Here is a 24,486-nt window from a genome sequence, read left to right as displayed (position 1 = left end):
GCGTGTGCGATCGGCGCACCACTACACACCAGGTTGAAGAACTCCTCCTCGGTCTCAAACGAGATCCACTTCGGCATCCGCAACGCTCCTCAAAAATCAGCGTTGCTTCGACCGATCGACTACGCCCGGCCAGCAAGCGCCAGAATCACCGCTGAAGCGGTGATCGCGACACGGGGCTCCGGTCCCTCCGTCCGGACCCGGCAGGCGTCAGCCGCGCACGACCGACGCGACGTGCGCGACCGCGTCGGCCACGGGCACCTCGACGCGCTCGTCGGTGGCCCGGTCGCGGACCTCGACCACGCCGTCGGCCAGCCCGCGGCCGACGGTGACGATGGTGGGCACCCCGATCAGCTCGGCGTCCTTGAACTTCACGCCCGGGCTCACCTTGCCGGCACGGTCGTCGAACAGCACGTCGATGCCCTGCTTCGACAGCGCCGCGACCAGCTCCTCGGCGGCCTCGAAGATCGCCGCGTCCTTGCCGGCGGCCACGACGTGGACGTCGGCCGGGGCGACGTCGCGCGGCCAGCACAGGCCGCTGTCGTCCAGCGTCCCCTCGGCGATGGCGGCCACGGCACGCGAGGGACCGATGCCGTAGGAGCCCATCGTGACGGTGACCAGCTTGCCGTTCTCGTCGAGGACCTTGAGGTCGAGCGCCTCGGCGTACTTGCGGCCGAGCTGGAAGATGTGGCCCATCTCGACGCCGCGCGCCGACTCCAGCGTGCCCTCGTCACAGCTGGGGCAGGCGTCGCCGTCGCGCACGTCGGCCGCCTCGATGGTGCCGTCCGGGGTGAAGTCCCGGCCGACGACGAGGTCGAGGACGTGCGAGCCGGGGGTGTTGGCCCCGGTCACCCAGCGGGTGCCCTCGACCACGCGCGGGTCGACGAGGAAGCGGATGCCCGACTTGGAGTCCTCGCCCAGCACCTCGGGGCCGATGTAGCCCTTGACCAGCGCCGGGTGCTTGGCCATCTCGGCCTCGTCCATCGCCTCCACCTCGATGGGGTCCAGCTGGCCCTCCAGGCGCTTCTGGTCGACCTCGCGATCGCCGGGGACGCCGATGGCGAGGGGCTCGCGGGTGCCGTCGGGGTGCTTGAGGACCACGAGGACGTTCTTGAGGGTGTCCCCCGCCTCCCAGGGGCGGTCGTCACGCGGGTACGCCGCGTTGAGGTGGTCGACCAGCGTCTCGATGGTGGGCGTGTCGGGGGTGTCCTCGGCGTGGGCCGCGGGCGCGTCGTCGTACGGCGCGGGGGCGGGCGGGCGCACGGCGACGGCCTCGACGTTGGCGGCGTAGTCGCAGTGCGTGCAGCGGACGTAGGTGTCCTCGCCGACGTCGGCCTTGGCGAGGAACTCCTCGCTCGCCGAGCCGCCCATCGCGCCGGAGGTGGCCTTGACGATGACGTACTCGAAGCCGAGGCGGTCGAAGATCCGCACGTAGGCGTCGCGGTGCTTGGCGTACGACGCCTCGAGGCCGGCGTCGTCGATGTCGAAGGAGTAGGAGTCCTTCATCACGAACTCGCGACCGCGCAGCAGGCCGGCGCGGGGGCGCGCCTCGTCGCGGTACTTGTTCTGGATCTGGTAGATCGAGAGCGGCAGGTCCTTGTAGGAGCTGTAGAGGTCCTTGACGACGAGGGTGAACATCTCCTCGTGCGTGGGGCCGAGGAGGTAGTCGGCGCCCTTGCGGTCCTTGATCCGGAAGATGCTGTCGCCGTAGTCCGTCCAGCGGCCGCTCGCCTCGTAGGGCTCCTTGGGCAGCAGCGCGGGGAACAGCAGCTCCTGGGCGCCGATGGCGTCCATCTCGTCGCGGATGATGTTCTCGACGCGACGCAGGACCCGCAGGCCCAGTGGGAGCCAGGTGTAGATGCCCGGAGCGCTGCGACGGATGTAGCCCGCCCGGACCAGCAGCCGGTGGCTCGGGACCTCCGCGTCGTTGGGGTCGTCTCGGAGCGTGCGGACGAACAGGCTCGACATGCGCAGGATCATGGGCGAAGGCTACTGGCGTGCCCGCCGGCCTCGCGAACCAGATTGCTGCAACGCGACGGCCGGTCCGCGCGTCCATGTCATGAGGAGTGCGCTCGCACCCCACCACCGCCCGGAGGCGCCCGATGTCACGCAGGTCAGCCAGGTCCCGCAGGTTCCGATCCCTCACGCTCGCCCTCGCCCTGGGCACGACGGCGGCACTGCTGGCCGGTGCCCCGGCCGGCGCAAGCGTCCCCGTCACCGACCTCGACCCGGCCGACCTGCCGCGCGGCGCGGACATCGCGATCCCCCACGTCGACGGGACGACCTTCGTGGACGGGGACCGCCGGGTCCGGATCGACGCCGAGCAGGTGACACTCCTCGGCAGGTCGGGGCGGGCGTTCATCCTCGGCACCACCGACGAGGACGGCGTGGGCTCGCCACGCGTCGTACGGCTGCGTCCCGACGGCACGACGCGGACCCTGCTGCGGTCCAGCCCGTGGAGCATCACGGTCTCCGAGGACGGGCGCAAGCTGGTCAGGCTGCGCACCGGGACCCGCCGCAGCTCCCCGGTCTCCGTCCACTCGGCACGCAGCGGTCGCCGCACGGCCGAGCGCGGCTTCCGCGACTACCCCAGCGTCCTGGGCATGCGGGGCGGGCGCGTGCTCCTGACGACGTGGGAGCGCGGCGTCTTCTGGTGGAGCACCGGGACAGGGCGCACCACCACCGTCACCCGCCGTCCGGCCGGCCGGGCCGACCTCGGGAACGACCTGCTCTCGACCTACACCGCCGACCCCTACCTCGACGGCTGCACGGTGCTGAGCCGCCTCTCCCGTCCCGGCCGGGTGCTGTGGCGGTCGTGCACCGAGCGGGTGGACAGCGTCAACACCGACGGCACCCGGATCGCGACCGTGCACATCCTCAGCGACGGCGTCGGCCCGCGGGACATCACCGTGCGTGACGTCCGGGGCGAGCGGCTGGCCCGCTACCGCGCCACGCAGTGGTTCGGCACGATCCGCTGGGAGGACCCCGCGACCGTGCTCCTCGACACCAACGCCACGGAGTACGCCACAGTCCGTTGCGACCTCGCCGACTGCGAGAACGCGACCGACCCCGAACCCCCGCTCGTGCTCAGAACATCAGCGTCGAGAACCGCGCCGACTCGGTGAACCCGACGCGGTCGTAGGCCGCCCGGGCCGGGGTGTTCCACTCGTTCACGTACAGCGAGACGGTCGGCGCGATCCGCTGGCGCACCAGCTGGACGACCGCCGCCATCCCGGCGACCGAGAGCCCCTCCCCGCGCCGCTCGGGGTCGACGTAGACGCCCTGGACCTGGGCGGCGTACGGCGTCGCGCACGCCACCTCGGCCTTGAAGACGACCTGCCCGTGCTCGTCGAAGCGGGCGAAGGACCAGCCGCGGGAGATGAGCTGCTGGACGCGGGCGCGGTAGTAGTCCTTGCCGCCGCCGGCCTCGGGCGAGACCCCCACCTCCTCGGTGTACATCGCCACGCAGGCCGGGTAGAGCGCCGGGAGGTCGTCCCTCGTCGTCACGCGCACGAGCGGGTCGGGACGCACGGCCGGGTCGCTGCTGGTCTGGAGGTGGGGCTGGCGCCAGCGTGCCTCCCGGGGCTTGCCCCAGCGGTCGCCGACCTCGTCCCACAGGGCCGAGACCGGCTCGTGCGGTCCCACGATGGTGGCCGTCGAACGGACGCGGGACATCGCCTTGTCGGCGAAGGCCCGCATGTCCTCCGGCGTGCACTCCACCGGGACGAGGTTGGCCCCCATGTGGCAGCCGGCCACCAGGGTCGACCCTCGGAACCGGCCCCAGACCTCGCCGCCGAGCCAGCGCGGCTCGAGGTTGGTCACCCGAGCGCGGTAGTCGGCGAAGACGTTGACCACCGGGTCGCGGCCGGCGAGGGCGAGGAACTGGTCACGGTCCTCGGGCCCGAGCAGGCGCACCTGCGCGCTGTCCGTCCGGCTGCCCGTGCCCTGCTCGGTGACCACGTCCGCGAGCCTCCCACAGATCGGTCCCGCCTCGCTCCGCCGTCAGGGGCGGTAGGGGCCCGGACGCGGGGCCTCAGCTGACGCTGACGCTGGCCTCCGCGCCCTCGACCGGCTCCATGCCCTCCGCGATGCGCATGGCCTCCTCGATCAGGGTCTCCACGATCTGCGACTCGGGCACGGTCTTGATGACCTCGCCCTTGACGAAGATCTGGCCCTTGCCGTTGCCCGACGCGACGCCGAGGTCGGCCTCCCGGGCCTCGCCGGGGCCGTTGACGACGCAGCCCATGACGGCCACGCGCAGCGGCACCTCGAGGCCGTCGAGCCCTGCAGTGACCTCCTCGGCCAGCTTGTAGACGTCGACCTGGGCACGTCCGCACGAGGGGCAGGACACGATCTCGAGGCGGCGCGGCTTGAGGTTGAGCGACTCCAGGATCTGGAGGCCGACCTTGACCTCCTCGACCGGCGGCGCGCTGAGCGAGACGCGGATGGTGTCGCCGATGCCCTGGCCGAGGAGGTGGCCGAAGGCGACGGCCGACTTGATCGTGCCCTGGAAGGCCGGGCCGGCCTCGGTCACGCCGAGGTGCAGCGGCCAGTCGCCGGCCTCCGCGAGCAGCTCGTAGGCCCGCACCATGACCACCGGGTCGTTGTGCTTGACCGAGATCTTGAAGTCGTGGAAGTCGTGCTCCTCGAACAGGCCGGCCTCCCACACCGCGGACTCGACGAGTGCCTCGGGCGTCGCCTTGCCGTACTTGTCCAGGATCCGCTTGTCGAGCGAGCCGGCGTTGACGCCGATGCGGATCGACGTGCCGCGGTCCTTGGCGGCCCGGGCGATCTCCTTGACCTGGTCGTCGAACTTGCGGATGTTGCCCGGGTTGACGCGCACGGCCGCGCAGCCGGCGTCGATGGCCGCGAAGACGTACTTGGGCTGGAAGTGGATGTCGGCGATGACGGGTATCTGCGAGTGCTGGGCGATCTCGGGCAGCGCGTCGGCGTCGTCCTGGCTCGGGCACGCCACGCGCACGATGTCGCAGCCGGTGGCGGTGAGCTCGGCGATCTGCTGCAGGGTCGAGTTGACGTCGGAGGTCAGCGTCGTCGTCATCGACTGCACCGAGATGGGGCTCTCGCTGCCGACCCCCACCGAGCCGACCTTGATCTGGCGGGTGGGGCGCCTCGGGCTGAGGACCGGAGGGGGAAGTGCGGGCATGCCCAGACCGATGGACGTCATGGCCGTCAGCCTACTGGGACGCCCGTGGCCACCCGGACGGTGCCGTCGAGCGGGTCGCCCGGTCCCCTGCTCGGACCCCGCTCAGACGAGGGAGAGGGGCACGACGAGGTCGCCGACGATGAGCACGACGCCCATCACCAGCATCGCGGCGCCCACGACGTAGGCCACCGGCAGGAGCCGGGCGACGTCGACGTACCCCGGGTCGGGACGACCGCGCAGGCGCGCGAAGCCGCGGCGGACGGCCTCCCACAGCGCGCCGGCGATGTGGCCGCCGTCGAGCGGGAGGAGCGGGATGAAGTTGAACATCCCGATGAAGAAGTTGAAGCCCGCGACGAGCATGACCAGCGAGACGACCTTGTCCTGGAGCGGGAAGGTCTCGTGCGAGGCCACCTCGCCGGCGAGCCGGCCGCCGCCGACCACGCTGACCGGGCCGTTGGGGTCGCGCTCCTCGAGGCCGACGATGGCCTGCGCGACGTCCCACACCTTCATCGGCAGCGAGGCGAGCGCCTGGAGGGTGTCGACGGCCATGCCGCCCATCTGCTGCAGCGTGTAGACGGGACCGCCGGTCTCGTAGACGGGGGTGGCCACCGGCATCACGCCGAGGAAGCCGACCGGGGTGAGCTCCTCGGGCGACTCGGCGTCGAGGGGCCGCGGCTGGACCTGCGTGGTGGCCTGGAGCTCGACCTGCTCGCCGTCGCGCTCGACGACCATCGTGGCGGTGCGGTCGCCGTTGTCACGGATGGCCTGCTGGACCTGGTCCCAGTCGGTCACGGCGGTGCCGTTGAAGCTGACGAACCGGTCCCCCGGCTCGAGGCCGGCCGCCGCGGCCGGGCTCGGGTTGTCGCGCAGCTCCTCGGCCGTGCAGGCGCGACCGTCCTCGTCGGCCGGCACGATGCACGGGACGACCTCCGCCACGACCGGCTCGGGCTCGGCGTCCACGACCTGGCCGACGGTGGCGAACACGCCCCAGAAGAGGAAGAACGCGATGGCGATGTTGACCATCGGGCCGCCGGCCATCACCACGACCTTCTGCCACCAGCGGAACTTGTAGAACAGCCGGTCGGAGTCCTCGGGCCGGACGTGCTCCCACTCCGCCGCGCGCGCGTCGGAGATGAGCTGGGTGAACATCCCGGTGTTGGACTGGCGCACCCGGGTCTGGCCGTCCTCGTCGACGACCGTCTCCTCGCCCTGGCCGGGCGGCAGCATGCCGACGATCTTGACGTAGCCGCCGAGCGGGATCCCCTTGACGCCGTACTCGGTCTCGCCGATCCGACGGCTGAACACCGTCGGGCCGAAGCCCACGAACCACTGGGTGACCTTGCCGCCGAACTTCTTGGCGGGGATGAGGTGCCCGAACTCGTGCAGGCCGATCGACGCGAGGATCGCGACGACGAAGATCAGCACGCCGAGCGTGTAGTAGAGCGCGGTCACGGTTCTCCGTTGCGGGTCGGGCTGGTGGTGACGATGGTGCGGGCCGCCTCGTCGCGCGCCCAGGCGTCGGCCGCCAGGACGTCGTCCACGGTGAGGTGCTCCTTCGAGGGTACGTCGTGGCGGGCGAGCACGCGGCCAACCGTGTCGACGATCTCGGTGAACCCGATCCGTCCGTCGTGGAAGGCCTCGACGCACACCTCGTTGGCGGCGTTGTAGACCGCGGGGGCTGTAGAGCCGCGCTCGCCCGCCTCGCGGGCCAGCCGGACGGCCGGGAACACGTCGTCGTCCAGCGGCTCGAAGCGCCAGTCCGCGGCTCGGGTCCAGTCGATGGGGGTCTCGGCGTCGGGCACCCGGTCCGGCCAGCCCATGCCCAGGGCGATCGGGACGAGCATGGTGGGCAGCCCGAGTTGGGCCACCACGGCGCCGTCGACGAACTCGACCATCGAGTGGATGAGCTGCTGCGGGTGCACGACCACGTCGATCCGCTCGAAGGGCACGTCGAAGAGGAGGTGCGCCTCGATGACCTCGAGACCCTTGTTGACCAGGGTCGCGGAGTTGGTGGTGATCACCTTGCCCATGGCGAAGTTGGGGTGGGCGAGCGCCTGCTGCGGGGTCACCTCGGCCAGCTCGTCACGCGACCGGCCGCGGAACGGTCCGCCGCTCGCGGTCAGCACCAGGCGGCGTACCTCGTCGGCGGAGCCGGCCCGCAGGCTCTGCGCGATCGCGCTGTGCTCGGAGTCGACCGGCACGATCTGGCCCGGGCGCGCCCGGTCGCGGACAAGCGGTCCCCCGATGATGAGCGACTCCTTGTTGGCGAGCGCCAGCGTCGTGCCGGCGTCGAGGGCGGCCAGGGTCGGGCGCAGGCCGACCGCGCCGGTGATGCCGTTGAGGACGACGTCGCACTCCATCCCGGCGGCCTCGGTGGAGGCGTCCTCGCCCAGGCCGGAGTACGCCGGGGCGAGCTCGGCGACCTGCTGCTCGAAGAGCTCGGGGTTGGACCCACCGGCGGTGAGGCCCACGACCCGGAAGCGGTCCGGGTGGGCGCGCACCAGGTCGAGGGCCTGGGTGCCGATCGAGCCGGTGGAGCCGAGGACGACGACGTCACGGCGCTCGCTCACCGCTCGCCTCCCCCGTCGCGGACCCACAGGCTCAGTCCGCCCACCTCGAGCAGGGAGGCGCCCGCGGGCACGGGGACCTCGCCGGGCTCGAGCGCCGCCAGCACGCGCAGCTCGGTGGCGCCCCAGCGGGTGAGCACCGCGTCGCCGGTGACGTCGGCGCAGCCTGCGGGGTCGGTCCGGCCGGCTCGCATCACCATCGACCAGGACAGCTCGGTGCTGTCGTCGACCGTGACCACGGGCACGTCGCCGGTGTCGAGGCCCGGGTCGGTCGGGGCCACCAGCACCCGCGCGGTGGCGACGTGGGCCGCCAGGTCGTCGGTGTGCTCGACGACGGCTCCGACGCGGGCCGCCGCCAACGTCACCACGAGGCCCTCGAGCACGGGCAGGATGCCCACCGCCACCGTGTCGCCCACGGCGGTCCCGAAGGCACGCAGCACCCCCGCCAGGGCGCCCACCTCGGCCAGCAGCTCGGCGTACGTCCAGGTGCTCGCGTCCAGGGTGAGGGCGACGTCGTCGGCGCCGCCCCGGATCACGTGGCGGTCCAGGGCGTTGTAGCAGGCGTTGAGCGTGCCGTCGGCCGGTGAGTCGACGGGCTTGCGGAACCAGTCGATCGTGGTGCTGTGGTTCATGCGGGGTCCCCGCGGCGTTGTTCAGGGGAGCAGAGCGGAGGAGAAGAACGTCGTGGGGTGCTCATGCCAGTCCGTTGTCCGCGGTGCGAGCGGGCTTGGCGGGGGTCCGGAGCCAGGCGGTGAAGAACGACGTCAGGTCCTGCCCGCTGATCGAGGAGGCCAGCGCCTCGAAGTCCTGGGTCGTGGCGTTGCCGCCCGCCTCCTGCTGGAGCCAGGTGCGCAGCAGCCGCCAGAAGGGCTCCTCACCGATCCGCTGGCGCAGCGCCTGCATCGTCATCGCCCCGCGCTCGTAGACGGCGTTGTCGAAGATCCGGTCCTTGCCCGGGTCGCCGATCGTGAGGCGCCAGAAGGGGTCGCCGGCCGCGATGGTGTCGTAGGAGTCGCGCAGGATGTCGGCGGCGGTCCGGGTGCCCTTGCGCTCGGTCCAGCGCCACTCCATGAAGGTGGCAGCCCCCTCGTTGAGCCAGATGTCGCTCCATCGCGCGACGGCCACGTCGTCGCCGAACCACTGGTGGGCCAGCTCGTGGACGACGAGGCTCTCCGCCGGCCCGCCGAGCGTGGGGTAGGTCGGCCGGGTCTGGTTCTCCAGCGCGAAGCCGACCGAGAGGCCGGTGCTGATGCCCCCGGTGACCTCGAACGGGTAGGGCCCCAGGTCCTGCTCGAGGCCGCGCACCACGGCGGCGCTGGTGCGCAGCGCGCGCATCGACCCCACCCGCGTCCGCGGGTCCTGCAACCGGGACACGGCGTTGACCCACGGCAGCCCCTGCGTGGTGCCGCGCTCGACCTCGAAGTCGCCGGCGGCGAAGAACGCGAGGTAGGTCGCCATCGGGTCCTGCGCGCGCCAGCGCCAGGTGACCGTCCTGCGCGTCTTCTCCTTGCTGACCAGGACGCCGTTGCCGATGACCTCGCGACCCCTCTCGACGGTGGTGGAGACGTCGAAGGTCGCCTTGTCGCTGGGGTGGTCGTTGCCGGGGAACCACCAAGGCGCCATGTGCGGCTGGTTCATGGCCACGACCTCCCGGTCGTTGGCCAGCCAGTTGCGCTCCCCGGCGTAGGACTTGGTGCCCGGGTTGCCGGCGTAGTGGACGACCACCCGGTGCGTCGAGCCCGCCGCGAGCGGGGCGTCGGGGGTGATCCGGAGCTCGTGCTTGTCGGGGCGGGAGTGCTCGGCCCGCCGGCCGTCGACGATCACCTTCGACGCCTTGAGCAGGAAGTCGAGGTTGAAGCTGCTCAGGTCGCTGGTGGCGGTGAGAGTCAGGACCGTGCGGCCCTCGAGCCGCTGGGTGGGCAGGTCGTAGCGGTTCTTGATCCGGTACGACGCCACGTCGATGCCGCCGTTGCCGTCCAGCGGCCAGTAGGGGTCGCCGACCCCGCTGCTGCCGGCCGGCGCCGACTGCTCGCCCGAGGCGGCCTGGGCGATCAGGACGGGCGCGACCACGACGGCGGCGAGCAGCGCGGCCGAGGTGCGGCGGAGGGTTCGGGTCACGTCCAGCAAGGTACCGGCCGGCGCGGAAAACCGCTTGCTCACCGGTGACCCCGTCGATGAGGATCGGCGGCGAGGTGCCCGCGTCCGGCGGGTGCGCCGTCCGAGAGGAGCCGTGACATGACGACCACTGTCCTCGGCCTGTCCCCAGACCGACCCCCTCTCACACGGAGCACAGATGACGCACGACTTTCCTCCGGGGTTCCTCGACCCCACCACCCCTGACCCCCTCGTCGACCTCGACGAGCGGTTCGTCTTCGACTACACCGGCTACGACGACCTCGCGCCCGGCCAGCGCTGGTCCCCCTGGGACGACCTCGAGGCCCTGATGAAGGGCCCCGAGCCGCGTCCGGACTGGGTCGTCACCTCCAGCGGTGCCATCGACACCGAGCTCGGCATCCTCAAGACCGGCAAGGAGGCCGACGTCTTCCTCGTCGAGCGCGCCGACCCGCACCGGCCCGGGTCCGGGGTGGTGATGGCCGCCAAGCGCTACCGCGACACCGACCACCGCACCTTCCACCGGGCGGCGTCCTACACCGAGGGCCGCTCGATGAAGCGGTCCCGCGACAACCGCGCCCTCAAGCGCAAGTCGACGTGGGGGCGCATCGTGGCCGCGGGCGAGTGGGCGACCTCGGAGTGGGGCGCCCTGCGCCGCCTCTGGGAGCTCGGGGTGCCGGTCCCCTACCCGGTCCAGATCGACGAGACCGAGATCATGATGGAGTGGATCACCCACACCGTCGACGGCGAGGTCGAGACCGCGCCCCGGCTCGCCCAGGTCCGCCCCGACCGGGACCTGCTCCGCTCCTACTACGAGCAGCTGCGTGACGCGCTGGGCACGATGGCGCAGGCCGGGGTCGTGCACGGCGACCTCTCGCCGTACAACACGCTCGCCGCCGGCGACCGGCTCGTGGTCATCGACCTTCCGCAGATCGTCGACCTGGTCGGCAACCCGCAGGGCATGGACTTCCTGCTCCGCGACTGCGCCAACATGTGCCGGTGGTTCCGTGGCCGGGGGCTCGAGGTCGACGAGCAGGAGCTGTTCGCGGACCTGATGGCGCACGCCTTCTGACGGCACCCGCGTCTGGTTGGGTGGACCCGTGAGGCACACCCACGGGCGCATCGTCGACATCACCACCCTCTCCGACCTCGACGCCCGGCTGGCCGCGGGCGCGCGGTCGCTGGAGGGCTGGCGGGTGGTCGGGCTGGACCTCACCGGGCGCGGCAGCGTGCTGCTGTCGCGCTCGGTGGCCTCGGCCCTGTTCCTCGGCTGCGAGTTCGCCGAGGGCGACGAGGAGGAGGTACGCCGCCGCGGCGCCGTCGTGCTGCCCGACCTGCCCGGCAGCCCCGTCGACACCTACCGCACGACGCTCTACGCCCCCCGGGACCTCTACGACCGGCAGCCGTACGCCGCCTCGCTGGACGCCCGCGCCTACGCGTGGTCACAGCGGCACCCAGCCCAGGACGCGGCCTCGCAGGACGAGGTGCTGGCCCAGGCCCTCCACGACCACGCCATCGACCGGGCCCTGGTCGCCTGGGTCGCGGGACGCCGGGCGGTGGGCGTGATGGGCGGGCACGCGCTGGAGCGCGGCTCGAACGCCTACGCCGACGCGGCCCGCCTCGGCCACGCGGTCGGGTCGTCCCTCACCGTCGCCACCGGCGGCGGGCCGGGCGCGATGGAGGCCGCCAACCTGGGCGCCCTGCACTCGGCCACGGACGTCGCCGCGCTCGACGCGGCGCTCGACGTCCTCGCGACGGTGCCGTCCTTCACCCCGAGCATCGGCGCGTGGGCCGACACGGCACTGGCCGTGGTGGATGCGGTCGACCGGCCCGTGGAGTCGCTCGGGATCCCGACCTGGCACTACGGGCACGAGCCGCCCAACCCGTTCGCGACCGCGATCGCGAAGTACTTCCGCAACGCCACCCGCGAGGCCATCCTCCTCGAGGTCTGCACCGGCGGCATCGTGTTCCTCCCCGGAGCGGGCGGCACCGTCCAGGAGGTCTTCCAGGACGCGTGCGAGAACTACTACGCCGACGAGTCCTCGGTGGCGCCGATGGTGCTCGTCGGGCGGCGGCACTGGACCGAGGTGCTGCCCGCCTGGCCGCTGCTCCACGCCCTGGCGCGCGGGCGCGCGATGGAGGAGCACGTGCACCTCGTGGACTCGGTGGCCGAGGCGGCCGAGGTCGTGGCGTCGTACGCGTAGGCCACGATCAGCCGGCGCGGCGCTGCGCCGACCCGAGCCCGACGACGTCGCGGTAGTGCTCGACCAGCGTGTCGTTGACCGCCGCCCAGGTGCGGCCCTGCACGCTGCGCACGGCTGCGGCCGAGACCCGGGCCCGGAGGTCGTCGTCGCCGACCAGCCGGGTGACGTACGACGCGAGGTCGTCGCCATCGCCCGGCCGGTAGAGGAAGCCGGCCGTGCCGTCGTCCACGACGTCGATCGGGCCGCCGGCGCGCGGGGCCACGACCGGCACCCCCGAGGCGAGGGCCTCCTGGGCCGCCTGGCAGTAGGTCTCGTGGCGACCGGTGTGCACGAAGACGTCCAGGGTGGCGTAGGCCCGACCGAGGTCCTGCCCGTGCAGCACCCCGAGGAAGGCGGCGCCCGGCAGCAGCGCGCGCAGCCGCTCCTCCTCCGGGCCGCCGCCGACGACCACCACCCGCACCCCGGGGAGCCGGTCCACGTGGGCCAGCAGCCCGAGCTCCTTCTCGGGGGCGAGGCGGCCGACGTACCCGACCAGCCGCTCCCCCGCGGGCGCCAGCTCGCGGTGCACGGCCTCGTCGCGCAGGGCCGGCGAGAAGGCCTCCAGGTCCACGCCACGGGGCCAGTGCCCGAGCCCCGGGACGCCCATCTCCTCCAGCTGCGCCAGCGAGGCGGTCGAGGGGGCGAGGGTGCGGTCCACGCCGGTGTGGATGCGTCGGGTGAGCCGGGTCATCGCGGCCGCGCCGCCGGCGATGCCGTAGCGCTCGGCGAACCCGACCAGGTCCGTCTGGTAGATCGCCACGGTCGGGATCCCGAGCTCACGCGCCGCCCGTGCCGCCTGGTGGCCCAGCGTGGCCGGCGAGGCGATGTGCACCACGTCGGGCTGGAAGCGCAGCATCACCGCCCGCAGCCGTCGCCGCGTCTCCAGCCCGATCCGGAAGTCGCGGTAGAACGGCAGGCTCGCGCCCCGCGCGAGCGTCACCGGGAACCCGGCGTACCTCGCGGGGCCGGTCGGCGCCACCAGCTCGGCGACGTGTCCGCTGTCGGCCAGGTGCTCCAGGACCCGACGTACGGAGTTGGTGACCCCGTTGACCTGCGGGAGGAACGACTCGCTCACGACGAGCACGCGGAGCCGGTCCGGGTCGGTCCGAAGCCGCTGGATCGGGGTGACTCGACTGGGAGCGGGACGACGCCGCTGCACGGTGGCCATGACCCGCACGGTGCGCGCGGCACGGCAACGGGCCGGGCGTCCGGCACGGACGACACGTGAACTCTGGCCGACCGCTCGCGGACCGCGTCCACCCTCCCGTCACGCAGGGTTCAGCGTGTGCTCCGTGCGCTCAGGCTTCGGCGGCGGTTGCGAGGGCCACCTCGCACCTCGCCCACTCCGCTGGCGCTCCGTGCGCTCAGGCTTCGGCGGCGGTTGCGAGGGCCACCTCGCACCTCGCCCACTCCGCTGGCGCTCCGTGCGCTCAGGCTTCGGCGGCGAGCTGCCCGCAGGCGCCGACGATCTCGCGCCCCCGCGTGTCCCGGACCGTGGTCGGGATGCCCTTGGCCTCGAGCCGGCGGACGAACTCGCGCTCGTCCTTGGGGTCGCTGGCCGTCCACTTCGAGCCGGGCGTCGGGTTGAGCGGGATGAGGTTGACGTGGACCCAGCCCCAGTCGCCGTAGGAGTTGAGGACGTCGCCCAGCAGGTCGGCGCGCTCGGCCTGGTCGTTGATGCCGCGCATCATGGCGTACTCGATGGAGACGCGGCGCTTGGTGACGCGCGCGTAGTCCCACGCCGCCTCGACCGTCTCGGCGACCGAGAACCGGGTGTTGATCGGCACCAGCTCGTTGCGCAGCTCGTCGTCGGGCGCGTGCAGGCTCAGCGCCAGCGTGACCGGGATGCCCTCCTCGGTCAGCTGCCTGATGCGCGGCACGAGTCCCACGGTCGACACGGTGACGCCACGGGCGCTCATGCCGAGCCCGGCCGGCGACGCGTCGGTGAGGCGGCGCACGGCGCCGATGACGGCCTTGTAGTTGGCCAGCGGCTCGCCCATCCCCATGAAGACGACGTTGGAGACGCGACCGGGACCGCCGGGGACCTCGCCGCGGGCCATCGACCGCGCCCCGGCGACCACCTGCTCGACGATCTCGGCGGTGGACATGTTGCGCTGCAGGCCGCCCTGTCCGGTGGCGCAGAACGGGCAGGCCATGCCGCAGCCGGCCTGGCTGGAGACGCAGACCGTGGCGCGGTCGGGGTAGCGCATCAGCACCGACTCGACCAGGGCCCCGTCGAAGAGCTTCCACAGCGTCTTGCGGGTGGTGCCCCGGTCGGCCTCCTGCGTGCGCAGCGGGGTCATCAGCTCGGGCAGGAGGGCCGCGACCAGCTCGTCGCGCTGGCCGGCCGGGAGGTCGGTCATCTCGGCGGGGTCGTCGACGAGCCGGCCGAAGTAGTGGGTCGAGAGCTGCTTGGCCCGGAAGCCGGGCAGGCCCATCTCGGTGAGGAGGTCCTTGCGTCCCGCCTCGTCGAGGTCGGCGAGGTGCCGCGGCGGCTTCTTGCGGCCGCGCGGCTCGTTGAACACGAGGGGCAGGGTCTTGACGGGTTCGGTCTCCGGAGGCATCAGGCCGCCAGTCTCCCACCGGGCGGGTGGCCGCGGCCAATGCGCGACGACCGCCCGCGCGGATCAGGTGAGCGGCACCACGTCGGGCGCACCGAGTCGCGCGGCGTCGGCCGTCTCGTCGTCGGGCTGCTCCTGGCTCTCCCGCTCGGCGGTCACCCGGGCCCGGTAGTGCTCGATCTCGAGCTTGACCTGCCCCTCGCTCCACCCGAGGACGGGCCCCATCAGGGCGGCCGCCTCCTCCATCGCTCCGAGCCCACGGTCGAAGGTCTCGATGGAGATGCGCGTACGCCGGGTGAGGACGTCGTCGAGGTGCCGCGCGCCCTCGTGGCTGGCGGCGTACACCACCTCCACGCGCAGGTACTCGTCCGCACCGGTCAGGGGTTCGCCGAGCGACGGGTCCTCCTCGACCATCGCGAGCAGCTCGTGGACGAGCGTCCCGTAGCGCCGCAGGAGGTGCTCGATGCGCACCACGTGGAGCCCGGAGTCGCCGGCCAGCCGGTGCCGGGAGTTCCACAGGGCCTGGTAGCCGTCCGCGCCGAGCAGCGGCACCTTCTCGGTGGTCGACGGCGGGACGCGGCGGTCGAGGTCCTGGAGCCCGAAGACCGCCTCGTCGACCACGTCCTTGGCCATGACCCGGTACGTCGTGTACTTGCCGCCCGCCACCACCACGAGGCCCGGGGCGGGATGGCCCACGGCGTGCTCGCGGGAGAGCTTGGAGGTGGCCTCGGACTCGCCCTGGAGCAGCGGGCGCAGGCCGGCGTACACGCCCTCCACGTCCGCGCGGGTCAGGGGGACCTCGAGCACGTCGTTGACGTGGTCGAGCAGGTAGTCGATGTCGGCCTCGCTGGCCGCCGGGTGCGCCTTGTCCAGCTCCCAGTCGGTGTCGGTGGTGCCGATGATCCAGTGGCGACCCCACGGGATCACGAACAGGACCGACTTCTCCGTGCGCAGGATCAGGCCGGTCTCGGAGCGGATGCGGTCCTTGGGCACGACCAGGTGCACCCCCTTGCTCGCGCGCACCTTGAAGTCCCCGCGCTGGCCCGCCAACGCCTGCGTCTCGTCGGTCCACACGCCCGTGGCGTTGATGACCTGCCTGGCCCGCACGGTGATGGTGGTGCCGCTCTCGAGGTCGCGGATCACCGCGCCGGTGACCCGCTCCCCCTCGCGGGTCAGCTCCACGACCCGCGCCCGCGACGCCACGTGCGCGCCGTACGCCGCGGCGGTGCGCGACAGGAACATCGTGTGCCGGGCGTCGTCGACCTGCGCGTCGTAGTACTGCAGCGCGCCGACGAGCGCGTCCTTGCGGAGGGCCGGCACCAGGCGCCGGGCACCGCGCCGGGTGAGGTGCCGGTGGAGCGGCACCCCGGCCCGGCCGGACACCCGGGACATCGCGTCGTACAGCGCGACCCCGGCCCCGGCGTACAGGCGCTCCCACCCGCGGTGCCGCAACGGGTAGAGGAACGGGACCGGCCGCACCAGGTGCGGAGCGAGCTCCTGGATCAGCAGGCCCCGCTCCTTGAGCGCCTCCGCCACCAGGCCGAAGTCGAGCATCTCGAGGTAGCGGAGCCCGCCGTGGACGAGCTTGCTCGACCTGCTCGAGGTGCCCGAGGCGAAGTCCCGGGCCTCCACCAGGCCGACGCGCAGGCCTCTCGTCGCCGCGTCGAGCGCGGCCCCGCCGCCGACGACGCCGCCGCCGACCACCAGGACGTCGAGGTGCTCGGTGGCCATCGCGTCGAGGGACGCCTGACGGGACTGGGGGGACAACGGGACGGATCGCATGGGGGTGCCTCTCTGGGGGAGCGGGGGGAGCCGGGGTCGCGGGACGGGCCCTAGTCGACGTCCACCCAGTCCAGCGTCCGGGTGACGGCCTTCGTCCACTGTGCATGACCGGTGGAGCGCTGCTCGTCGTCCCACTGCGGGGACCAGCGCTTCCCCTCGTTCCAGTTCTGGCGCAGCTCGTCGGTGTCCTTCCAGAACCCGACCGCCAGGCCGGCCGCGTACGCCGCACCGAGGCACGTGGTCTCCGCCAGCACCGGACGGCTGACGTCCACGCCGAGGACGTCGGCCTGGATCTGCATGCACAGCTCGTTGGCGGTCACTCCCCCGTCCACCTTCAGCACCTCGAGCCGGACGCCCGAGTCCTGCTCCATCGCGTCGGCGACGTCCTTGCTCTGGTAGCAGATCGCCTCCAGGGTGGCCCGGGCCACGTGGGCGTTGGTGTTGTAGCGCGAGAGCCCGACGATCGCCCCCCGCGCGTCCGAGCGCCAGTGGGGCGCGAAGAGGCCGGAGAAGGCGGGCACGAAGTAGACGCCGCCGTTGTCCTCGACCTGGCGGGCGAGCGACTCGCTCTGCGACGCCCCGGAGATGATGCCGAGCTGGTCGCGCAGCCACTGGACGGCCGACCCGGTGACGGCGATCGAGCCCTCGAGGGCGTAGACCGGGGCGTCGTCGCCGAACCGGTAGCAGACGGTGGTCAGCAGCCCGTTCTTGGAGCGGACGAGCTCCGTGCCGGTGTTGAGCAGCATGAAGTTGCCGGTGCCGTACGTGTTCTTGGCCTCGCCCGGCTCGAAGCAGACCTGCCCGACGGTGGCCGCCTGCTGGTCGCCGAGGATGCCGGTCAGCGGCACCTCGCCGCGGAACGGCCCGTCGGCGCGGGTCGTGCCGTAGCCCTCGGGACAGCTCGACGACTTGATCTCGGGGAGCATGGCGCGCGGGACGTCGAAGAGGGCGAGCAGCTCGTCGTCCCACTCGCACGTCTCGAGGTCCATCAGCATGGTGCGGCTGGCGTTGGTCACGTCGGTGACGTGGACGCCCCCGTCGACGCCACCGGTGAGGTTCCAGATCAGCCACGAGTCGGTGGTGCCGAAGACGGCGTCCCCGTTCTCGGCGGCCTCGCGGGCGCCGTCGACGTTCTCCAAGATCCACTGGATCTTGCCGCCGGAGAAGTACGTCGCGGGCGGCAGGCCGGCGCGCTCGCGGATCAGGTCGCCGTGGCCGTCGCGCTCCAGCTTGGACGCGATCCGGTCGGTGCGGGTGTCCTGCCAGACGATCGCGTTGTAGAGGGGCCTGCCGGTGCGCCGGTCCCACACCACGGTCGTCTCGCGCTGGTTGGTGATGCCGACCGCGGCGAGGTCCTCGTGGGTCAGCCCGGCCTTGCGCAGCGCGGTCTGGATCACCGAGCTGGTCCGCTCCCAGATCTCGACCGGGTCGTGCTCGACCCACCCGGCCTGGGGCATGACCTGCTCGTGCTCGAGCTGGTGGCGCGCCACCTCCTCCCCCGCGTGGTCGAAGATCATGAAGCGGGTGCTGGTCGTTCCCTGGTCTACTGCTCCGACGTAGGTGGACATGTGCTTCTCCTCTGTGGTGCTCGGTGGTCGTGGGGTGTGCTCGGGTCGGATGGTCAGGCTCGCGGCTCCTGCGCGACGGGCTCGCTCACGACGACCTCGGGCTCGGGCTCGTCGGTCGGCGTGAGGTGCATGCCGATGAGCACCTTGAACAGCGCACCGCCGACGAGGCCGCCGATGATCGGCGCCACGATGGGGAGCCAGAAGTACAAGTTGCCGTTCTGGTCGCTCATGGCGCCGCCGTAGCCGGTGATCAGTGACGCCATCCGGGGCCCGAAGTCACGGGCCGGGTTGATCGCGTAGCCGGCGTTGGCGCCCCAGGCCATCCCGATGGCGACGACCAGCAGTCCCACGACGACCGGTCCGAGGTTGGCCAAGGGCGGGTTGTTCCACGCCGAGGTCAGCGCGAAGATCACGAAGACGAGGATCGCCGTGCCGACCACCTGGTCGAAGAAGGCCGTCTGGATGCTGACGTCGGCACCGCCGTTGCCGGGCAGCGTGGAGAAGATGCCCTGGGTCGCGATGGTGTGGCCCGGGTCGACCGCGGAGATCAGGTCGTCGTAGCCCACCCGGACGACGAGGGCGGCGACGAAGGCGCCGGCGGTCTGGGCCACCGAGTACGGCAGGACCTTGCGCCACTCGAAGTCGGTGAAGGCGGCGAGCGCGACCGTCACCGCCGGGTTGAGGTGGGCGCCCGACAGCCGAGCCGCGACGTAGACGCCGAGGGTCACGCCGAGCCCCCAGGCCCAGGCGATGGAGTCGTGGTCGCCGAGGCTGCCGTCCTCGCTCGTGACGACCTGGGCGACGACGCCGACGCCGAAGAGGATCAGGATCATCGTCCCGGCGAACTCGGCGCACAGCTCGCCCACGAGCTGTCTGTTCCTGGTGGTCATGCGACTCCTCCTGAGAAAGGAACGCGCCACGGGTGTGGCACCCGTCACAGGCTGGTGGAGCAGGTCGCCGTAGGCCACCCCGACCGTTCGGCCATGGCGAACGGAGGCACGACGATGTCGAACGCAGCCTCCCGGGGGCACTGGACAGGGCTCATAGCCTGTCGCACGTGCCCCGAGCCATCCAGTCCATCGAGCGTGCCGCCGCTGCCCTGCACGTCCTCGGCGCGGTGGCCGAGCCCGTCCCGCTCGGCGAGCTCGCACGGATCCTGGACCTCCCCAAGACCACGACCCACGGCATCGTGCGCACCCTGTGCGACGTGGGCTTCGTCGAGCAGCAGCCCGAGACCGGCGCCTACTCGCTCGGGACCGGGCTCTCGGCGCTCGGCCGGCACCTCGACCCCCACCTGCTCCGGTCCCGGGTGACCAACTGGGCCGACGGCCTCGCGGCCCGCACCGGCCTCGAGGTGCAGGTCGGCGTGCTCCGTGGACCCTCCGTGGAGCTCATCGCCCACGTCTTCCGGCCCGACGGCTCCCCGCAGAGGCTGCGGGTCGGCGAGCTGCAGCCGGCTCACGCCACCGCCCTGGGACACGCCCTGCTCGCCTGGTCCCCCAGCGCCGCCCGCATCCACGAGCTCGAGCTCACGGCGTACACGCCGAGCACGCCCACCACGGGCGTCGCGCTGGCGCGTGCGATGCGCCAGGCACGCCGGCTGGGGTGGGCGGGGGTCGACGGCGCCCTCACCCCCGGGACCGCCGGGGTCGCGGCTCCGATCTGCCAGCACGCCGGGATCGGGGTGGGGGCCATCGCCGTCGTCGGCCCCCGGGACCGCGTCCTGCAGGCCTCCGGCGCGCCCCACGACGGGCTGGTCGAGCAGGTCGTCGGCGCGGCACAGGCGACCGCCGGCACGCTGCGGGACGTGCTGTGAGCGGTCGCAGCCGCTACGTCGCGGCCCTCGACCAGGGCACCACGTCCACGCGCTGCCTGGTCTTCGACCACGGCGGCCGGATGGTCTCGGTCGCCCAGCACGAGCACGCCCAGCTCTACCCCGAGCCGGGCTGGGCCGAGCACGACCCCACCGAGATCTGGGCCAACACCCTCCGCGTGCTCCCCGAGGCCCTGGACGTGGCCGGGCTCGAGGTCGGGGACGTGGCGAGCCTGGGCATCGCCAACCAGCGGGAGACCACGATCGTGTGGGACCGGTCCACGGGACGCCCCGTCGCCCCGGCCATCACCTGGCAGGACACCCGGACCGCCGACATCGTCAGCCAGCTGCAGCACAGCCCGCAGGCCGGGCTGTTCCAGGAGGTGTGCGGCCTCGAGCCCGCCGGCTACTTCGCCGCGCCGCGGCTGCGGTGGCTGCTGGACCACGTCCCGGGCCTGCAGCGGCGCGCCCGCACCGGCGAGCTGGCCTTCGGCACCGTCGAGAGCTGGCTGATCTGGAACCTGACGGGCGGTCCCGACGGCGGCGTGCACGTCACCGACGTCACCAACGCCAGCCGCACCCTGCTGATGGACATCCACACCCTGGAGTGGGACCGCAGGCTGCTCGACGTGCTGGACATCCCCGAGGAGCTGCTGCCGGAGATCCGGCCCAACGCACAGGTCTATGGCACCTGCACCGTCGGCCTGCCGGGCGTGCCCATCGGGGGCGCCTTCGGCGACCAGCAGGCGGCGCTCTTCGGACAGACCTGCTTCGCCGAGGGCGAGGCCAAGTGCACCTACGGGACCGGCGCGTTCCTCCTGATGAACACCGGCAGCACGATCGCCCCCTCCTCCCGCGGCCTGATCTCCACCGTCGCGTTCGCGCTCGACGACCAGCCGGCGCAGTACGCCACCGAGGGGTCCATCGCGGTCGCCGGGGCGCTCGTCCAGTGGTTCCGGGACGCGCTGGAGATGATCAGCTCCGCACCGGAGATCGAGACGCTGGCGCGTCGGGTCGACGACAACGGCGGCTGCTACATCGTGCCGGCCTTCGCCGGCCTCTTCGCCCCGCACTGGCAGCCGGACGCCCGCGGCGTCGTGGTGGGGCTGACGTCGTACGTCACCCGCGCGCACCTGGCCCGCGCCGTCCTCGAGGCGACCGCCTGGCAGAGCGCGGAGGTCGTGGAGGCGATGGTGGCGGACTCCGGGATGGACTTCGCGACGTTGCGCGTGGACGGCGGGATGACGTCCAACCACCTGCTCATGCAGATGGTGGCCGACGTGCTGGACGTGCCCGTCGAGCGGCCGCTGGTCTCCGAGTCGGTCTCCCTCGGGGCGGCGTACGCCGCGGGGCTGGCGGTCGGCTACTGGCCAGACCTCGAGGGGCTGCGGGCCAACTGGCGCCGGGCCGCGATGTGGGAGCCCACGATGAGCGAGGGCTCGCGCCGCCGGGGACGGGCGGAGTGGGACCGGGCGGTGGCGCGGACGCTGGACTGGGCCGCGGAGGCCTGAGCCCCCGGGCGCTCACTCGACGTCGTACTGGACCATGAACCAGACGACCAGCGAGGCGACGCCCAGCACGACCAGCGCGGTGATCACCATGCCGATGACCATGAAGATGCCGAACCGACGGGTCTTGCGCTTGACGAGCAGCACCGCCGGCAGGACCAGGGCGACCAGCACGAAGGGGAACAGCCGCGCGGCGCGCTCGTCGGAGACGAACAGCCTCAGCAGGCCGGCGAACCCGCCGGGGAGGGCGGTCACGAACAGCATGCCTGCGAAGAAGCCGGTGATCCCGGCGAAGGTGGGGTGGCTGCGGTGCCACCAGCCGCGCTCGTCGGTCGGCTCGACCCGGTCCTGGGTCTCGGTCGTGTCCGGCGTGCTCATGGCCTCATCGTAGGACCGCGGGGACCTCGATCAGGTCGGGCATGCCGAGTGACGCCCACCTCACCAGGTCAGGCTCCCGCCCTGTCAGCTCGGACACCAGCAGCGTCCACGCAGTGCCGTGCCCGACCAGCACGACGTCCTGCGTCGCCGGGTGCACGTCGAGGATGCGGCGCACGGCGGGGAGGAGGCGCCCGCGCGTCGCGTCCAGGGGCTCCCACCCGGCAGCCGCCGGGACCGACGGGTCGGCGAACGCGGCCCGCACCCGGTCGCCGAAGTCACCGAGCCAGCCCGCTGCCCGCTCGTGCTCCCGCAGCTCGTCCACGATGCCGACCTGCCCGTCGGTGAGCAGCTGGGAGGTCTGCTGTGCCTTGGGCTCCGGCGAGGAGAACCACGCCGCGGCGGCGGGCAGGCGTCCGGACTCTCGCAGCTCCCAGACCGCGTCGAAGCCCGCCGGGTCGAGCTCCCACTCGCTGGCGGGACGGGTGGCGTCGACGAGCGAACGCCCGTGGCGTACGAGGAACAGCGTCATGGCAGGAACTCCCGGGCGCCGCGCAGGCGCGTCTCGAGGACCGACGCGGCCAGCGACGAGTCCAGGCGTACGTCGACGGGTCCGGCGGCCTTGGCGAGCGCGCGGGTGGTGCCGCGCAGGGCGGCGGCGTCCAGCCCGTCCCGCGCCGCGACGAGGCGTCCCAGCTCGAGCCGGCTCATGGCGTCGGCACCGGCCACGTGCAGCACCCCGGCCACCTCGTTGCCGGCGAGCTCCACCAGGGCGGCCGCGAGGTCGGCGACGTGGACCGGGCAGCGGCGCTCGTCCTCGAAGAGGGCTCCGTCGGCGCCTCGGGCGAGCTCGTGCACGAGCCGCTCGTGCTGGGAGCGACCGTCGCCCAGGACCAGCGAGGTGCGGGCCACCACCGCGTCCGGGCAGACGGCCAGCACGACCGTCTCGGCGGCCGCCTTGGCTGCCCCGTAGGGAGTGATCGGGTCGGGCGGGGCGGACTCGGCGTACACCCGGTCGGCACCGGAGAAGACGACGTCGCTCGAGACGAGCACCGTCCGCACCCCGTGCCGGGCCGCGGCGACGGCGAGGTGGGCGCTGCCGGTCGCGGTGACGTGCCAGTCGGACTGGACGTAGGCGGTGTGCACGACCGCGTCGGGCCGGACGGCGGCCACCATCGCGTCGACCGCGGCGGCGTCGCGCAGGTCCGCGTCCGCGGACCCCACCGGTACGACGTCGTGGCCGGCCGCCCGGGCCGCGCCGACGACGTGGCCGCCGAGGTAGCCGTGGCGGCCACCGGTGACGAGGAGGCGCACGGCGCTAGAAGACCAGGTAGTGCAGCAGCAGCCAGATGGGCGCGATGGTCGCCAGCAGCGAGTCGAGCCGGTCCATCAGCCCGCCGTGGCCGGGGATGACGTGGCTCATGTCCTTGATGCCCAGGTCGCGCTTGATGACCGACTCGCACAGGTCGCCCAGCGTGGCCATGACCACCGCGATGAGCCCCAGCGCGACGCCGACCCACCAGTCGCCGTCGAGGAGGTAGACGACCAGCGCGACGCCGGCGGCCACGCAGAAGACGAGGGAGCCGGCGAAGCCCTCCCACGACTTCTTGGGCGAGATGACGGGCGCCATGGGGTGCTTGCCGAACAGCACGCCGGCGACGTACCCCCCGATGTCGGAGGCGATGGTGACGAGGATGAAGGTGATGATCCCCTTGACGCCCTCGTCGAACCGCTCGAAGCCGGTGGCGCCGCCCTCGGCGAGCATCAGGGCGACGAACGAGCCGAGGAACGGCACGTAGACCAGGGTGAAGACCGAGGCGGTCGCGTTCTTGACGTAGCCCTCGATGCCGCGCCGCAGCAGCCACAGCATGATCACCAGCGCGGTGACCGCCGTGGCCGTCACCAGCGCCGGGGCCCCCCAGAAGTAGGCGACGACGACCATGACCACGCCGCCGACCATGAGCGGCTGCTCCGGCAGGTCGATGTCCTTGGCGAGCATCCCCTTGCGCAGCTCCCAGACCGCCACGACGACGGCGGCCGCGACGATGGCCATGAAGGCGGTCTTCCAGACCGCGAGGGACGCCGCGATGGCCCCGAGGAGGACGACCGCCGAGGCGATCGCGGCCGGCAGGTTGCGGCCGGCACGGCCGTGGTCCTTCTGCGGACCCGGGGGTGCGGGCGTGGTCGGGGACGCCATCAGACCTCGAGCAGCTCGGCTTCCTTGTTCTTGAGCATCTCGTCGATCGCGTCGGTGTGCTTCTTGGTGGTGGCGTCGAGCTTCTTCTCGGCGCCGGTGACGTCGTCCTTGCCGACCTCGCCGTCCTTCTCGAGCCTCTCGAGGCCCTGCTTGGCCGTGCGCCGCAGGTTGCGGACCGCGACGCGCCCGTCCTCGGCCTTGCCGCGCGCGAGCTTGATGTACTCCTTGCGACGCTCCTCGGTCAGCTCCGGGAAGCCGCAGCGCAGCACCTTGCCGTCGTTGGCCGGGTTGACCCCGAGGTCGGAGTCGCGGATGGCCTTCTCGATGTTGGCCATCGCACCCATGTCGTAGGGCGAGATGAGGATGGTGCGCGCGTCCTGGGAGGTGAACGACGCCAGCTGCTGGATGGGCGTCGGCGTGCCGTAGTAGTCGACCACGACCTTGTTGAACATGCTCGGGTGGGCCCGGCCGGCGCGGATCGCGGCGAACTCCTCCCGGGTCGCCTCGACCGACTTGTCCATCTTCTGGTCGGCCTCGTTGAGGACGTCGTTGATCACGTGCTTGCTCCTACCGTGTCGATGCGCTGGGTCTGGGTCACG

At 72.5% G+C, this 24,486-nt stretch carries 22 protein-coding genes; 5 read left to right on the top strand and 17 right to left on the bottom strand.

Annotated features, from left to right (window positions below; translation table 11 throughout):
• Positions 1 to 207: 207 nt before the first annotated feature.
• Positions 208 to 1,977: a proline--tRNA ligase gene (locus DAI17_RS04820; RefSeq protein WP_107771676.1), complete on the bottom strand. Its 1,770-nt coding sequence runs from the start codon at positions 1,975 to 1,977 to the stop codon at positions 208 to 210.
• Between the two features lie 122 nt (positions 1,978 to 2,099).
• Here DAI17_RS04820 and DAI17_RS04815 point away from each other — a divergent pair, with 122 nt between their 5' ends.
• Entirely contained in the window at positions 2,100 to 3,122 is a 1,023-nt protein-coding gene (locus DAI17_RS04815) for a hypothetical protein (protein WP_107771675.1), read from the top strand.
• On the opposite strand, the gene DAI17_RS04810 is transcribed toward DAI17_RS04815, so the two are convergent.
• The 6 genes from DAI17_RS04810 to DAI17_RS04785 all read right to left on the bottom strand — a co-directional run bounded on the left by DAI17_RS04810 (position 3,085) and on the right by DAI17_RS04785 (position 9,846).
• Complete coding sequence (locus DAI17_RS04810) at positions 3,085 to 3,957, bottom strand: GNAT family N-acetyltransferase (RefSeq protein ID WP_107771674.1); 873 nt, start codon at positions 3,955 to 3,957, stop codon at positions 3,085 to 3,087. The two genes, DAI17_RS04815 and DAI17_RS04810, sit on opposite strands and share 38 nt — an antisense overlap.
• A 73-nt stretch (positions 3,958 to 4,030) precedes the next feature.
• Entirely contained in the window at positions 4,031 to 5,182 is a 1,152-nt protein-coding gene (gene ispG, locus DAI17_RS04805) for a flavodoxin-dependent (E)-4-hydroxy-3-methylbut-2-enyl-diphosphate synthase (protein WP_107771673.1), read from the bottom strand.
• Positions 5,183 to 5,263: 81 nt separating this feature from the next.
• Positions 5,264 to 6,613, bottom strand: coding sequence for a M50 family metallopeptidase (locus tag DAI17_RS04800; protein ID WP_107771672.1), 1,350 nt, complete (start codon positions 6,611 to 6,613; stop codon positions 5,264 to 5,266).
• Complete coding sequence (dxr, locus tag DAI17_RS04795; RefSeq protein ID WP_107771671.1) at positions 6,610 to 7,731, bottom strand: 1-deoxy-D-xylulose-5-phosphate reductoisomerase; 1,122 nt, start codon at positions 7,729 to 7,731, stop codon at positions 6,610 to 6,612. Before dxr ends, DAI17_RS04800 begins: the two co-directional genes overlap by 4 nt.
• A complete protein-coding gene (locus tag DAI17_RS04790; RefSeq protein WP_107771670.1) occupies positions 7,728 to 8,360 on the bottom strand; it encodes an AMP-binding protein in 633 nt (210 codons plus the stop codon). The genes dxr and DAI17_RS04790 overlap by 4 nt, the downstream gene beginning before the upstream one ends.
• Positions 8,361 to 8,421: 61 nt before the next feature.
• Positions 8,422 to 9,846, bottom strand: a complete 1,425-nt coding sequence (locus DAI17_RS04785; RefSeq protein ID WP_159081357.1) for a M1 family metallopeptidase — start codon at positions 9,844 to 9,846, stop codon at positions 8,422 to 8,424.
• A 175-nt stretch (positions 9,847 to 10,021) separates the two neighbouring features.
• Here DAI17_RS04785 and DAI17_RS04780 point away from each other — a divergent pair, with 175 nt between their 5' ends.
• Both DAI17_RS04780 and DAI17_RS04775 read left to right on the top strand, forming a co-directional pair.
• Complete coding sequence (locus tag DAI17_RS04780; protein WP_107771668.1) at positions 10,022 to 10,912, top strand: serine protein kinase RIO; 891 nt, start codon at positions 10,022 to 10,024, stop codon at positions 10,910 to 10,912.
• A gap of 28 nt (positions 10,913 to 10,940) precedes the next feature.
• Entirely contained in the window at positions 10,941 to 12,044 is a 1,104-nt protein-coding gene (locus tag DAI17_RS04775; RefSeq protein WP_107771667.1) for an LOG family protein, read from the top strand.
• 7 nt (positions 12,045 to 12,051) lie between these two features.
• Here the strand turns inward: DAI17_RS04775 and DAI17_RS04770 are convergent, their stop codons facing one another.
• The 5 genes from DAI17_RS04770 to DAI17_RS04750 all read right to left on the bottom strand — a co-directional run bounded on the left by DAI17_RS04770 (position 12,052) and on the right by DAI17_RS04750 (position 18,884).
• Positions 12,052 to 13,251: a glycosyltransferase family 4 protein gene (locus DAI17_RS04770; protein ID WP_107771795.1), complete on the bottom strand. Its 1,200-nt coding sequence runs from the start codon at positions 13,249 to 13,251 to the stop codon at positions 12,052 to 12,054.
• A gap of 262 nt (positions 13,252 to 13,513) precedes the next feature.
• Complete coding sequence (gene rlmN / locus DAI17_RS04765; RefSeq protein ID WP_107771666.1) at positions 13,514 to 14,647, bottom strand: 23S rRNA (adenine(2503)-C(2))-methyltransferase RlmN; 1,134 nt, start codon at positions 14,645 to 14,647, stop codon at positions 13,514 to 13,516.
• Between the two features lie 63 nt (positions 14,648 to 14,710).
• Positions 14,711 to 16,426: a glycerol-3-phosphate dehydrogenase/oxidase gene (locus tag DAI17_RS04760; RefSeq protein ID WP_107771665.1), complete on the bottom strand. Its 1,716-nt coding sequence runs from the start codon at positions 16,424 to 16,426 to the stop codon at positions 14,711 to 14,713.
• 50 nt (positions 16,427 to 16,476) lie between these two features.
• Positions 16,477 to 17,994 (bottom strand): glycerol kinase GlpK, encoded by a 1,518-nt coding sequence (glpK, locus tag DAI17_RS04755; protein ID WP_107771664.1) that lies wholly within the window; start codon positions 17,992 to 17,994, stop codon positions 16,477 to 16,479.
• A gap of 53 nt (positions 17,995 to 18,047) precedes the next feature.
• On the bottom strand, positions 18,048 to 18,884 hold the full coding sequence (locus tag DAI17_RS04750) for an MIP/aquaporin family protein (RefSeq protein ID WP_107771663.1): 837 nt from the start codon (positions 18,882 to 18,884) through the stop codon (positions 18,048 to 18,050).
• Between the two features lie 167 nt (positions 18,885 to 19,051).
• Between DAI17_RS04750 and DAI17_RS04745 the strand changes: the two genes are divergently transcribed.
• Together DAI17_RS04745 and glpK (DAI17_RS04740) are read left to right on the top strand one after the other, a co-directional pair.
• A complete protein-coding gene (locus DAI17_RS04745) occupies positions 19,052 to 19,810 on the top strand; it encodes an IclR family transcriptional regulator (protein WP_107771662.1) in 759 nt (252 codons plus the stop codon).
• On the top strand, positions 19,807 to 21,318 hold the full coding sequence (gene glpK, locus DAI17_RS04740) for a glycerol kinase GlpK (RefSeq protein WP_107771661.1): 1,512 nt from the start codon (positions 19,807 to 19,809) through the stop codon (positions 21,316 to 21,318). Before DAI17_RS04745 ends, glpK (DAI17_RS04740) begins: the two co-directional genes overlap by 4 nt.
• Positions 21,319 to 21,330: 12 nt before the next feature.
• On the opposite strand, the gene DAI17_RS04735 is transcribed toward glpK (DAI17_RS04740), so the two are convergent.
• From DAI17_RS04735 to frr, 5 genes are read right to left on the bottom strand one after another with little or no spacing between them, the layout of a single operon-like run.
• Positions 21,331 to 21,693, bottom strand: a complete 363-nt coding sequence (locus DAI17_RS04735) for a hypothetical protein (RefSeq protein ID WP_107771660.1) — start codon at positions 21,691 to 21,693, stop codon at positions 21,331 to 21,333.
• A 4-nt stretch (positions 21,694 to 21,697) separates the two neighbouring features.
• Positions 21,698 to 22,222 carry a histidine phosphatase family protein gene (locus DAI17_RS04730; protein ID WP_107771659.1) on the bottom strand — a complete coding sequence of 175 codons (525 nt, stop codon included), beginning with the start codon at positions 22,220 to 22,222 and terminating at the stop codon, positions 21,698 to 21,700.
• Positions 22,219 to 23,004: an SDR family oxidoreductase gene (locus tag DAI17_RS04725; protein WP_107771658.1), complete on the bottom strand. Its 786-nt coding sequence runs from the start codon at positions 23,002 to 23,004 to the stop codon at positions 22,219 to 22,221. The genes DAI17_RS04730 and DAI17_RS04725 overlap by 4 nt, the downstream gene beginning before the upstream one ends.
• Before the next feature lie 4 nt (positions 23,005 to 23,008).
• A complete protein-coding gene (locus DAI17_RS04720) occupies positions 23,009 to 23,887 on the bottom strand; it encodes a phosphatidate cytidylyltransferase (protein ID WP_107771657.1) in 879 nt (292 codons plus the stop codon).
• Positions 23,887 to 24,441 (bottom strand): ribosome recycling factor, encoded by a 555-nt coding sequence (gene frr / locus DAI17_RS04715; RefSeq protein WP_199904953.1) that lies wholly within the window; start codon positions 24,439 to 24,441, stop codon positions 23,887 to 23,889. Before frr ends, DAI17_RS04720 begins: the two co-directional genes overlap by 1 nt.
• Positions 24,442 to 24,486 lie beyond the last annotated feature (45 nt).

This window comes from Nocardioides sediminis (assembly GCF_003047295.1).
In the GTDB taxonomy this organism is placed as follows: Bacteria; Actinomycetota; Actinomycetes; order Propionibacteriales; family Nocardioidaceae; genus Nocardioides; species Nocardioides sediminis.
This window is presented reverse-complemented; position numbering and strand designations above follow the sequence as displayed.